This is a genomic window from Undibacterium sp. 5I1 (assembly GCF_034314085.1).
Lineage (GTDB): Bacteria > Pseudomonadota > Gammaproteobacteria > Burkholderiales > Burkholderiaceae_D > Undibacterium.
The window spans coordinates 3,664,697-3,677,398 of the sequence record NZ_JAVIWI010000001.1; the positions used below are offsets into that span (position 1 = coordinate 3,664,697).

The following is a 12,702-nucleotide window of genomic DNA, read 5'->3' on the forward strand; positions in this document are numbered from 1 at the left end:
ATGCCATTTAATAGAAATCTGTGTAGCGGCACGGCAGGATCGTCGTTAGGGGATGCCAGCGGTGCGAACTTTGACTTAACATAAGCCAGCTCAAGCACAACGCGGACAGGCACGATGACGGCGGTTCTGTCGGATAAAAAATCAGTCTGGTGTGCTTTTGTTTTTAAATGCTCACCAAACAAACTCTTACGAAAGCAACAATGTAATATTGCATTCAGACTCACACACTGCACGATGCGGCAGGCGCAAGAATCAAAAAGCTACGTGGGCTGGTATTGTACACTCGCCACCCGCCAATCGCTAATTTGCTTCAGAAACCTTATTATTTAAATAATTTTTATGATGTTTAATTGAGAAAGCAATTCTCTAATTAACGTCGTAATTTCAGGAAAAAAATCAGTATGAAAATCGCCATCCTCGATGATTATCAAGACGCCGTTCGCCACTTATCCTGCTTTGATTTACTGCAAGGCCACGAGGTCAAAATCTTCAATAGCAGCGCGGTGGGTGTCGGTCAGTTAGCGATCCGGCTCGCACCGTTTGATGCGCTGGTATTGATACGCGAACGTACCGTTTTATCCAAAGCGTTGCTGGCAAAATTACCGAATCTCAAGCTGATTTCACAAACCGGCAAAGTCGCAGGACATATCGACATTGCCGCAGCCACAGAGCGAGGGATCAAGATTGTCGAGGGCATAGGCGACCCCACCGCGCCTGCAGAATTGACCTGGGCCCTGATCATGGCAGCCTCGCGCCAGATCCCGCACTACGCCAATAATTTGCAGCACAGCCTATGGCAAACCGCCTCCATCGACCCGACCCGCAACCGCCTAGGACGGGTATTAAAAAACCGCACGTTGGGGATTTGGGGCTACGGCAAAATTGGCAAAATGATTGCCGGTTTTGGCAAAGCGTTTGGCATGCAAGTCATGGTCTGGGGGCGCGAGCCAAGCCGACTTCAGGCACAACAAGATGGTTATCAGACTGCCATGTCTAAAGAAGCTTTTTTTGCGGAAAGCGATGTGCTCAGCCTGCACCTGCGCTTAAACGACGCAACCCGCGGCATCGTCACCCCCGCCGACCTGGCATTGATGAAACCGGACGCCCTGTTCGTCAACACCAGCCGCGCTGAACTGGTCGCCAGCGGCGCGCTAGAGGCGGCTTTGCCATTAGGTCGTCCAGGGTTTGCCGCGATTGATGTGTTCGAGACAGAACCAGTACCCGCCAAGCATCCGCTATTACAAATGGAAAACGTCCTCGCCACACCGCATCTGGGCTATGTAGAACAAGACAGCTACGAGATTTACTTCCGCGCTGCATTTCAGAATATCGTCGACTTTGCTAACGGCACGCCAAAGAATGTTTTAAATCCTTGAGTCATACGGGACATCAGCAAAATCGTCCAGTTACAACGACCTCATCCGTCAACATACAAAACGTGATCTGGCATTGCGTTGTTACCAAGCAGGCGTTGGGTGTGTTTCACGCACTTGGTCAAGTAAACGAGGTTTACACGACTGATGTTTTTGTCCATTTGCTTATACTGTGTATTTGATCAGTTTAACTAAAAATAGCTAACGTTCATCGGCGTTTCAAGAGATGTAGAGCAAGCTTGTTATTTTTCTTCTGTCGGTTATTATTGCAAAATGAAAATTAAATCACGTTAGGCCCCATGAAGAACACCCCTGCAGCCGCTGACTACTGGACTCAGTTCATTGCGTCACGGCCCGAATTTCCGGTAGGTCCGCAGTTGCTTGCGCAGTTTCACGCCGGCTCGATACGGAGCCTATGCGATTGCGGCTGCAACAGCTATGAATTCGATCCAACGCACGAACCAAACGTCCCACTATTAGCAACCGCAGATGGGCGGTACGGGTGCGTCTTTGAGATATCGTTTCAATCCGAAGACAAGAACGGTTCTGTCGAGTTAGCAGTGTTTGCGGATGGTCAGGGGCGTCTGGCTGCCATTGAAGTTGACTACTGTGCGAACTCCTACCCTATGCCGCAGGCGGTCAAGCTCGAAGAGGCTCCATATCATTTGCGCGTGTCACAGGCACTTGGCGCCTAACCCTTCCATCGAGCGGACTCGCTAAAGCAGGCCGCGCTACACTCTCTCGTCTATTTTCCGTTCCGTGCGGCCTGCTTTAGCGAGCCGCTCATGTCAAACGTTAGACCCGCGGAGACTTGCAAATGAAAATCGTGCGAAGAACTCTTGGAGCGTAGCGCGATCGTACCTGCTTACTCAAAAACGATATATGAATAAACGTTTCCTATAAATTTTCTGAGAGCGTGTGCTATTTTTAATTCAGCTTTAGATGCAAGCAAAACACACCAAACCCAGCAATGAAAAAAGCGATCATTCTGTTTCTTCTGGCGATACCGACTATATTGCTTATCCACTTTAACGAGAGAGCACATCATAGCCTTCCGAATTGGCTGATTTTTCTCTCAGCCGCGCCGTTTTTTCTGACCTTAATCACCACCAAAGATCCGGATCAGGATATGTTCGGCGAGGCCAGTGCGTCCGTTGGGAACTGGTTACTCTTGTTGTTGGGAGTCGGAGGGATGCTGTTTGGTGTTGTCGGCTTCTCGTTACGAGACACAAGCGCAGTATTGGGTTTATTTGGCTGGGTACTGCCATTTGCGATGGTCGTCACCGTTGTTGCCATGATGAGAATTCTTCGGAAGTGAACCACAAATCCATTGGTTTGTTCCCGATGTGAAATCGTCTACGTTGCGTCCTTAAGACTGTTCATAAGATGAAGGCGATGCCTTTTTTCGACAATCCATTTTAAAGAAATCAGCGCAAAGGCAAGGGATAGCTGGCAACGCTTGCATTTCCTTTTTTATCTACGGCTTGCACTCCAAAAAACACATTGTCCTTCGACACATTTTTCATCGTGTAACTGGTGACGTTGCCGACGTCCAGGCTGTGTTGCCAGTTGGCTGCGGTGGTCTCGCGCCAGAGAATGCGGTAGCCTGCCAGGTCGGTTTCGGAATTGGCTTGCCATACCAGGCTGGTGCTGTTTTCGAGTTGTGCGGTTTGTATTTTGACTTGCGCAGGTGATGCCGGTGCAAGTGCCAGTGTGGCTAAGGCTGCGGCGTTTACTCGTGCTACTTGTGCGGTGTAATTGACGTCGACAAACTCGGGCAGGTCGCCGATCTTGATGCCGTTTTCCGTGCGTACATCTTGATGCTGATGATTGAAATCTTCATTTGGTTCGGTGAAGCGCAAGGCGGCGTAGCCTTGTTCTAAAAACGGAATATGATCGCCGCCGCGCAGGTAGCGGTCGCGGCGGTTGACGATGGTGATTTTAAAATCGGGTACATAGGTTTCACCGATCTGCTTGACCTGTCGTGCCAGCTGGCGCGAGATAGAATCATTCTCGCCGCCGGTAGAAATCAAGGTGCGTAACGGTTCTGGCAATTCAGCGAGGGCTGGAATACCTTCTGCAAATAAACGCACCTGGTTATTGTCAATATGGCCGTCATCCGCGCGCGAGCTGCCGATGATGTCGTTGGTGAACATGCCTGCAATATTCATATTTTTTGCCCGGGCGGATTTTGCAAAATGTGCCGCGCCGAACAGGCCTTGCTCTTCACCTGCTACCGCCATAAAAATCAGATTGGCGTTGAACTTGTATTTGGATTGCGCCATGACGCACGCCATTTCCATTACGGCCGCCGTGCCGGAGGCGTCGTCATTGGCGCCGGGTGCCACGGAGGTGGCATCCATCACATCGGTCGCGCGGGTGTCGTAATGTCCGCTGACGACGTAGTAGCGATCGCTGGGGACTACACTTTTTAGCTCGGCCACTACGTTGACGATGTCGGTCGCTTGCGTCAGCCTACGGCCAGCGGCTTCGGTATAGCTATCAAAGCTCACATTGAGTTTGCCATTCGCACCGCAGCGTTCCAATTCAGACTTGATCCAGCGCCTTGCTGCACCGATGCCACGAGTATCGGACTTCGTGTCCGACATGGTGTGCCGTGTACCAAAACTGACTAGTTTATTGATGTAAGCGTCGATCCGTTGAGCCGAAATTTCTTGCACAATATGTTCGACCATCGCTTGCTTGACGATGGCTTTTTGTGGCGCGTCTTTAGCCAATTCTTCTGCCTGCACCGATAGGGAAGGGAGCGAAAAAGGCAGCAAAACCAATGTGCCAATGAGGCTGGCGGATATCTTATTGAGTTTCAACATAGTGATCTCCAAAAAGCGAGTGAGGTGGTTAGTGAATTAGCGGGTGAAGCCGAGGTCAGCAATCATAACAGCCTGATAAAAAACTGTTTACGCAGGTGGGGCTTATTGATTTTTATGGCGAATTGTTTGCTGTATTCGCTAGATATTTTCTACACTTTGAATATATACACCACTATGTATATATGGAATGTCCAATTAAAGTCTAGGTAATTGGGTATTTTTATAAAATATATTGGGGAGTATGTGATATTTTCAACTTTATTCCGGTTGATTATGGATGCTCGTTTTACCGATTTTCAAAAAGAACGCGGTCGTTATTCCGGCGTGGTTTCCGCAGGAATCTAGCGACTGTTGTTGCATGACACATCAGGCTAAACCGGTCATTGAGTCATCTTATATCGAGAAAATCCAGACCAAAAAAAAGGAACCCGTCGGATTCCTTTTGGTGTCAATACTATGGACTAGCCAGAGACTAATTAGGTATCAGGCTTAGTTGGCTGGTGCGTAGTTCAATGGTACCCATGCGTAGGCCTTGCCTTCAGTACGGACATAGCCCATACCCGGGAAAGATAAGTGTGCCGCAGCGACCATGTAGCCTTCTTTTGCTGCATCGGCATAGGCTTTTTTGCGTTCTGCAGCGGCGGATTTGCTGTCAGAATCAAAACCGATTGTGACTGCCGGGCTGTCAAACTGGACTGCTGCTACGTGCATCAGATCGCCCCATAACATCAGCTTTTGTCCTTTGCTTTCTACCAGATAAGTGGTGTGACCTGCGGTATGGCCATAGCTGGCGATGGCTTTGATGCCAGGCGCCAGATCGGTATTGCCGTCAAACGATTTGAATTTGTCGGCTTTGACATAAGGGTTTAAGGATGCCATTGCACCTTGAAAGAAGCCTTTGGAATCGGCTGGCGCTTTGTCCAGATTGGCCTGACTTAACCAGAAGTCAGCATCATGTTTGTCTGCACGGACAACCGCATTAGGGAAGGCGAGTTTATCGCCGTTCATTAAGCCGCCGACGTGATCGGGATGCATGTGTGTGATGTAGATTTCATCGACTTGCTCAGGCAGATAACCGGATGCTTTCAGGTTATTTGCCAGCTTGCCCAGGGTTGGGCCAAACAAACCCGCCGCGCCGGTGTCGATCAAAATTAATTTGCTGCCCGTGTTGATCAGGTAGCCGTTGACCGAGGTATCCAGCGGGCTATGCTGATGTACTTTTGCCAGCGCTTTGTTAGTTTTGTCAGCAGTGGTGTTGGTCAATAATTTATCCACTGGCAAGGCAACTGTGCCATCTGATAAGGCAGTCACTTCAAAATCACCGAGCATGACGCGGTAGTAACCGGGGGCAGAAGTTTTAACCATAGGGGCAGCTGCGTTGGCAGTGCTTGTACCTACTAAAGTGAATGCGGCTGTAGCAGTCATCAGCGCCAAAGTACTGGCGCGCAAAATACGGGCGGTTGTCACGTTTTTATCTCCGAAGATGCGCAAAATAGCGTGGATGCATTATGCCGAAGTTTTTAGAATTCTGCTTTTGACGACAATACGCGGGAGCTTGATTTTTCTGACGCCTTAGCAAGAGCTAGAATGAACGCCACCGCGCAATCCATCGGGCCTTTTGGTTTGAACCCTTCGGGAGTAGCCTAAACGGCTACATAGCGTTTGGACTGATTCGCATTCTCAAATATATGTCAACACACCGTAGTTGTTATCGTGAGAACGGCGTCGCTTTTAAGCAGGGGGTATGGGGCAACAAACGTCGCTGGATTCCGGCTAAAACCTCGCCGCAATAATGTCCCCACTTCTGAATATCAATCCCACTTGGATCAAAGTCTAAGCTGAATACAGGCAATATTTAAATATACTCCCCTATTTTTCTGTAAAAATCGCCTTGTGAACCATAAAATACGTGGGCGATTAAATATACATGAGGTGAGTATATATAATCATCCAATAGCAGATTTTTAAGTTCAACGCCGAGCTTAGCGTTAAATTCAAGCTTAAATTCAGTATTTATTGTTGGCGTAGACATTCGGGCACAATAAGAAACTGCAGCGTCGATGCTGCAGTTTTGAGTCAGTCCTAATTCAGTTTCAAGACCTTCATAAACTTGCCCATTGCAGAGGGTGCGTCCTCAAGTGAAACCGCTGGCGATGCCGAGACTGGTGTTTTTCGTTGCGGCATAATCCCTTGTTCCAGCTTGAAGGCGGAGACAGTTTTTGCCAGCGTTGCGGCTTGATCTTCCATGCTTTCGGCGGCGGCGGCGGCTTGTTCTACCAAGGCGGCGTTTTGCTGTGTCATCTCGTCCATCTGTGTGATGGCGCGGTTGACTTCTTCAATCCCAGAACTTTGTTCCTGCCCGGCGGCAGTGATTTCCGCCATGATGTCGGCGACTTGTTTGACCGATTTAACGATGTCATCCATGGTCTTGCCTGCGGCATCAACCAGCTTGCCACCGGCATTGACTTTTTCTACCGAATCACCGATCAGCGTTTTGATCTCTTTTGCCGCACCGGCGCTGCGCTGCGCCAGGTTACGTACTTCGGATGCGACCACTGCAAAACCACGTCCTTGTTCACCGGCGCGGGCGGCTTCGACTGCGGCATTCAACGCTAAAATATTGGTCTGGAAAGCGATGCCGTCGATGACGCCGATGATGTCCACAATCTTGCGTGAGCTTTCTTTAATCGAGGTCATGGTGTCGACCACCTGACCAACTTCTTTACCGCCCTTGACCGCAAAATTAGAAGCAGATACGACCAGCGTATTTGCTTGTCGCGCATTGTCGGCATTGTGTCTGACGGTGGCAGTGATTTCTTCCATCGAGCTGGCGGTTTCTTCCAACGCGCCTGCCTGAGTTTCGGTACGTGAAGACAAATCAGCGTTACCGCTGGAGATTTCTGCCGAGGCAATGGCGATCGCGTCGGTGCCAGTACGGACTTCGCTGACGATGCGGTGCAAGCTATCGTTCATCTCTTTTAAGGCATTGAGTAATTCACTGATTTCGTCCGAGCCAGAGGTCTCTTGATGGTACGAGAGTTCACCAGCCGCAACTCGTTTAGCGATTACCAATGCGTCTTGTAACGGTATTGTGATGCTGCGTCTGAGGACGATAGAAAACGCGGCGCCAATCAACAACATCACGCCGCCAATACCAAACAGCAAGGTGGACAGACGCTTGCCTTTGCTCTCGGTTTCGCCAGAGAGTTCTTGCGCGGCCTTATTTTGCAGATCAACCAGTTTATTGATTTCTACCAGCGCTTGCTGTTGCAAGGGATCGATTTTGCTGGCGATGACTTTGACCGCTTCTTCGCTGTTGAAGTTGAGAATCATCTTGTAAGCCTCTTTGTAAGGCTCATCCGTTTTTTGATCAAGCTGATTAATACTGTCGATGATCTTTTTTTCGCTATCGCTTAAACCAACCGCCACCAATTTGTCGCGCGCCTCAATAAAGCGGGCACGCTGGACTTTGACGATGGCTTTTTGTTTATCGATTTCGGCGATGTCGGTTTGTAGACCAATGTTGCGCAGCGCCAGGCCGCCTTCTAACAAACCACTTTTCATGGCAGCGGCTAAAGCGGTTTTATTATTGGAATATTCGACTCCGGCGATCATCTGATGTCGATTGCTGGCACTAAAAATACTGTCGGTAATCAACAACAAAATCAGCATCGCTAAGATCACACCAAAGCCGATACTGAGACGGGTTCCTATGCGCAGGTTGCGTAGATTCATCGTGATTCCCCATGATAAGAATGTGACGTCATCGCAGACGGTGCGATGCTTTTGAAGCAAATTCGAGACAGTAATCTATGAGCAAACCTGTTAGCAGACAGCCTAAAAAGAGATTGCCCATAATGACAGATAGCAATAGCACAGAACTACCGTAACAGAGTTTTACATGAAGAAAATTTTGAATCAGATAAATAGTTTCGAACAAGCTATGGTAATCAAATCACTTAAGCTTATTCTTTCATTAAGAGATTTTTGTTGATTGCCACAACGTCGATATCTGTTAATCATATTACGTCAAAAATTGCTGCATTGCACTTTGATACTTTGCGGTGTGGTAAGCACCACAAATTTGCTCATTTTCTGTCGCTTAAATCTCAACTAAACCAGTCACAGTGGACGCCTTTATAATAGTAAAGTCAAAATAACAAAGTCGAAATAACAAAGTTAAGCGGGTTCAGTCCGGGTTAAACCATCTTTGTCAGCTTGTGGACTTACGTTTGCTTAATTGCATCTGCTCATTGCGTCACCTAACCTTGATCTTATTACTGCATCGATATGAATAGCATACCAAGCACAACATCAGCCACACCAAGTACATCAGCTAGCAGCTTAACAGCAGACAGTCTGAACCAATTCGGTAGTCAATTTTTGCCAGGGCATTTGGGTATCCGCATCACAGAATTAGAAGGCAAAACCGTACGTGCTGAATTGACTGTCGTTCCGTCGCTAATGGCACCTAACGGCTTTTTACATGCGGGCAGCGTCGTCACCCTGGCAGACACCGCTTGCGGCTACGGCTGCATCAACAACTTGCCAGCCGGCGCGAGTAGCTTCACCACGATAGAACTCAAATCCAATCACCTCGGCACAGCACGCGATGGCATTGTAGAAGTCGTCGCCACCGCCGTCCATGTCGGGCGCACGACCCAAGTCTGGGACGCGACTGTCAGCCATCAGGGCAAAACCATCGCGCTGTTCCGTTGTACACAAATGGTGTTATTTCCTAAGGAAGTAAAATGAGCGATCTCAGCAACCCGGTCTTACAACAATGGCTGGCAAAAGAAGTTGAAATCCGCGCCAGACTGCAGCTAACTGGGGTTGTGCCGCTGGAGCAGATGAAGCAATTCAGTGGATTAGAGTTTTTGCAAGGCATCCTCAACGGCGAGTTACCACGACCACATATCGGCGAGACTATGGATTTTTTTCCGGTCGAAGGCGAAGCAGGACGTATCGTGTTCCAGGGCACGCCTGGCCGTCAGCATTACAATCCGCTGGGCAGTGTGCATGGCGGCTACTTCTGTACCCTGCTTGATTCTGCCGTTGGCTGCGCAGTGCAATCGATGCTACCCAAAGGGATAGGCTATACCACGCTAGAAATCAAAGTCAATCTGATCCGCGCACTGACAGATAAAACTGGACCGGTACGCGCTGAGGGTAAGGTCATTCAGGTCGGACGACAAGTCGGTACTGCCGAAGGCCGTATCGTAGATTCTTTAGGCAAGGTGTATGCACATGCAACGACGACTTGTTTGATTTTTCCTTTGCCTTGATTAGCTCATGAGCGGCACCATCACTTCTGCTGTAAACATTGTCAAACAGTTCTGGTAACTGATGGCGACGAACGATTTTCACGCCACAACAGCAATCCTGCCAGAGACTTATCCGGCACATGCTAACCGGCAGCATTTGGTAGAGCTGATTAATTAACTAAGCATTCTGCAGTGGCCAGCCAAAACCTGCCGCACGGAGTAAATAAGATTTCACAATCAGGCGATGGAAAGGGGCAATCAATCTGAGATAAGCTCGCCCCAGATGATTGTGACAATGGACCACGGTTGAGATCGTTAGATAGCGTACTGGCTCGGGATGATTTGGCTGAGATTGCAACATCACAGACAATCTAAAATCTAAGTGCTTGTCGTTTTCTCCCAGCACAATTTCATTGCTACTTTTTTCATAGATTTTGAAGATATAAATCCGCCTGACATCTTTGTCAGATGACTCTACTAGCTGCTGAGAAGTTTTGATGCCAAAGCCAGCGACCAATACATCACGTAAGCGCATCAATTGATGTGCCCATGGCGCTTGTTGCGAGAGGACAAAGCGCGCCAGCACTTCTGGATCGTCACTGGCATCTGGCGGTAGTCGTACCGAGTACGCGTCTGCCAGATCCGGCTGATCGTACAGGTGGGTGATGCGCGATTGCTCGGGCAAGGGACTGGCAACAACCTGCTGGTAGGCACATTGCATGATGAACTCCCGTATGAGAAAACCTGAAAGATAAACAATCCGTATTGCGGCAATCTAGGATTTATGCGGAGCGACTAAGCGCTTCGACAGTATCGACTTTCTGTGTCAGCATTAAGCCAAGGATTGCTGGTATCTACCACCGCGCCGATTTTGTACAGCATGTGCATCATGCCCATGTAAGCACGATCAAAATAGGGCATATCTTCATGGTAGCCTAAGGCTAATTTCACCAAGGTTTTGCCATGGTCAGTATCGGGTGCGGGGTATGGTGTTTTGTTTTTGAAATCAAACTGCTGCACTGTGAAAGGCTCTAGTTGCCAGTCAATCAAAGCTGCAGCAGCAGGTAGTAACAGCGTTTCGCAATCATGCAAACTCAACTCAGGTCGTATTAAGCCAAGCTCGATATATGCCTGGTGTACGGCAGCAAAAGAGGCTGCCGAGTTTGGATTTGTATTTTTGTCTGTGTTTAAGCTTGAGCCTGAAAATGAGTTAGAAACTGCACCCGCGTCCAGCAGCCCTCGCCATGCTTTAGCCATCGATGTACAAAACCCGGTTGAGATTGATTTGGTACAGCCAAAATCAATGACGCCTAACTGACCATCTGCCATAAACAAAAAATTACCAGGATGGGGATCGGCATGCAAGCGACCCAAATCACAAACGCTATGCCAGAACCAGTCGAACAATAATTGACCATAGTGATCGCGCTGAGCCTGACTAGGATTAGTGGTCAGCCACTGGTCAAGATGCAGACCGTCCAGCTTTTGCATGCTCAAAACCCGCTGGCTAGAATGGCTTGCTACGACAGCCGGGATCACAATCCCGGGCAAGCGTACGCGCTCACCAAACCAGCGCAATTGTGCTGCCTCGTGTTCATAATCGAGTTCTTCGCCGAGCTTATGTTCCAGCTCGCTCATGATGCTATCTAACAATTCTTTGCGAGGGACTAGATCAGAACCAAATGCCATCGTGTGCAAGAGACCGCTTAGCATGCGGATGTCGCTGCTGACTGAGGCAGCGATGCCCGGATATTGGACCTTCACTGCCAGCGCCTGACCATCTGCCAAGCTGGCATGATGCACTTGTCCCAAACTCGCAGCAGCAAACGATACCGGATCGAAGTGCGCAAACAGGTGTTCGGGCGCTTGCCCAAATTCGCGGGTAAATACTTTATGCACCAAAGCGCGGTTGAGCGGCGTCACCTGGTAACAGCCTTTTGCCAGTTCACGTCGTATGCCTTCTGGCAAAAAGTTGGCTTCCATACTCAACAACTGCGAGATTTTTAAGGCAGTACCTTTCAACTGATTTAAGGCTTTAAATAAAATCCGCCCTAACTCGGCTTCATGCTGATCTTTTGCTGCTGCTTGCTGTTGTTCATCGCGGGTCAGCTGGCGTGCTTTATGCCCGACATGGTTAATGCCGGCATGCGCTAGGGCTAAACCACTGATGGCGCTGCGACTGAGCTTGCTGGTTGGTGGCGTGTTATTCATCACGCACCAAGACCACGTTTGGCCAGCTTCAACATGTCTAGTAAACCTGAGCCGTTTTGCATCAGGCGTGATAACTGATTGCGGATTAAGAATCCCGCCAGTTCTGACAGCTTATTGACCACGCCACTCTTTAAGGCCAGCACCAACACCGCCAAGGTCAGATCGACTAACTGCGTGGTATCAGAAAATTCTTCGGATTCGTCCTTCAGCCAATAAGCAATCACCGCAAACAAATAATCGGCAAATAGACCACCCAATAAATTTTTAAAATCACAGGCGGCAATCTCACCGCTCTGCTCCGCCGCGTCGATAAACTTGACCACCTGCTCCCGCAATGCCTGCTGCCCGGGCATGTTGTCGCGCATCATCAACAGCGGCGATTTACCAACGATGGTGCGCGTGATTTCAACAAATTCTCGGTCCGCCAGCAACAACTCCAGTAAGGCATCAACCAATCGCTGCAAACGTTCTTGCAGACCAAACTGCTCCAGACCAGGCGTTTCTAGCGTCAGTTCCAAGACTATTTCTATGCACAACTCGTAATACGCCAGCAGCAGTTTCTCTTTGCTGGGGAAATATTTATAAATCGTCGCATCACCAATCCCAGCCTCGCGCGCGATCTGCTTCATGGTCGTCGCCTCATAACCATGCTCGGTAATCATATCGACCGCAGTCCGTATGACATGGCGACGGGTTTGCTCTTGCTGGGACTTAGATGTTTTCATTTTGGAGATTAACTATCGTTAAATTCAATTATTAGTGCACTCAATGTATATTAAGTATTTTAAAAGTGCAATAAAATGATGATTTAAAGAGAGTTTGTATGCATAAATGCCAGGCAAAGTGAACTGCTCCAAGACATTTAAACGCGTAAAAGAATCATCCATGATGTTTGTGATTACATAAAAATCCCAGTATTTTTAATATACTCCCCACCATTTTTGTAAAATATGGCCTATTGTCCAGACTTTACTTGGACAATTAAATATACTTGATGGGAGTATATTTAATTTGTGAGCCAGG

The 12,702-nt window shown here is 48.6% G+C and carries 11 protein-coding genes; 5 read left to right on the plus strand and 6 right to left on the minus strand.

The features are described 5' to 3' along the window. Positions 1 to 401: 401 nt before the first annotated feature. The 3 genes from RGU72_RS16050 (at position 402) to RGU72_RS16060 (ending at position 2,691) form a co-directional block, all read left to right on the plus strand. A complete protein-coding gene (locus RGU72_RS16050) occupies positions 402 to 1,376 on the plus strand; it encodes a D-2-hydroxyacid dehydrogenase family protein (RefSeq protein ID WP_322120689.1) in 975 nt (324 codons plus the stop codon). A gap of 296 nt (positions 1,377 to 1,672) precedes the next feature. Then, positions 1,673 to 2,068 carry a hypothetical protein gene (locus tag RGU72_RS16055; RefSeq protein WP_322120690.1) on the plus strand — a complete coding sequence of 132 codons (396 nt, stop codon included), beginning with the start codon at positions 1,673 to 1,675 and terminating at the stop codon, positions 2,066 to 2,068. 275 nt (positions 2,069 to 2,343) lie between these two features. Continuing rightward, positions 2,344 to 2,691 (plus strand): hypothetical protein, encoded by a 348-nt coding sequence (locus tag RGU72_RS16060; protein WP_322120691.1) that lies wholly within the window; start codon positions 2,344 to 2,346, stop codon positions 2,689 to 2,691. Between the two features lie 109 nt (positions 2,692 to 2,800). On the opposite strand, the gene RGU72_RS16065 is transcribed toward RGU72_RS16060, so the two are convergent. The 3 genes from RGU72_RS16065 to RGU72_RS16075 all read right to left on the minus strand — a co-directional run bounded on the left by RGU72_RS16065 (position 2,801) and on the right by RGU72_RS16075 (position 7,939). After that, a complete protein-coding gene (locus tag RGU72_RS16065; protein ID WP_322120692.1) occupies positions 2,801 to 4,204 on the minus strand; it encodes a M28 family metallopeptidase in 1,404 nt (467 codons plus the stop codon). Between the two features lie 489 nt (positions 4,205 to 4,693). Then, positions 4,694 to 5,629, minus strand: a complete 936-nt coding sequence (locus RGU72_RS16070; RefSeq protein ID WP_322121662.1) for an MBL fold metallo-hydrolase — start codon at positions 5,627 to 5,629, stop codon at positions 4,694 to 4,696. A gap of 657 nt (positions 5,630 to 6,286) precedes the next feature. Continuing rightward, the gene (locus RGU72_RS16075) at positions 6,287 to 7,939 is read right to left on the minus strand and encodes a methyl-accepting chemotaxis protein (protein ID WP_322120693.1); all 1,653 of its coding nucleotides are present in this window, start codon (positions 7,937 to 7,939) and stop codon (positions 6,287 to 6,289) included. A 555-nt stretch (positions 7,940 to 8,494) separates the two neighbouring features. Between RGU72_RS16075 and RGU72_RS16080 the strand changes: the two genes are divergently transcribed. Beyond that, positions 8,495 to 8,959, plus strand: coding sequence for a PaaI family thioesterase (locus RGU72_RS16080; protein WP_322120694.1), 465 nt, complete (start codon positions 8,495 to 8,497; stop codon positions 8,957 to 8,959). After that, entirely contained in the window at positions 8,956 to 9,489 is a 534-nt protein-coding gene (locus tag RGU72_RS16085) for a PaaI family thioesterase (protein ID WP_322120695.1), read from the plus strand. Before RGU72_RS16080 ends, RGU72_RS16085 begins: the two co-directional genes overlap by 4 nt. A 157-nt stretch (positions 9,490 to 9,646) precedes the next feature. On the opposite strand, the gene RGU72_RS16090 is transcribed toward RGU72_RS16085, so the two are convergent. The 3 genes from RGU72_RS16090 to RGU72_RS16100 form a co-directional block, all read right to left on the minus strand. Next, positions 9,647 to 10,189 carry a DUF2867 domain-containing protein gene (locus RGU72_RS16090; protein ID WP_322120696.1) on the minus strand — a complete coding sequence of 181 codons (543 nt, stop codon included), beginning with the start codon at positions 10,187 to 10,189 and terminating at the stop codon, positions 9,647 to 9,649. A gap of 74 nt (positions 10,190 to 10,263) precedes the next feature. Then, entirely contained in the window at positions 10,264 to 11,679 is a 1,416-nt protein-coding gene (locus RGU72_RS16095; protein WP_322120697.1) for an AarF/ABC1/UbiB kinase family protein, read from the minus strand. Beyond that, positions 11,679 to 12,404: a TetR/AcrR family transcriptional regulator gene (locus RGU72_RS16100; protein WP_322120698.1), complete on the minus strand. Its 726-nt coding sequence runs from the start codon at positions 12,402 to 12,404 to the stop codon at positions 11,679 to 11,681. The genes RGU72_RS16095 and RGU72_RS16100 overlap by 1 nt, the downstream gene beginning before the upstream one ends. Positions 12,405 to 12,702: the final 298 nt, after the last annotated feature.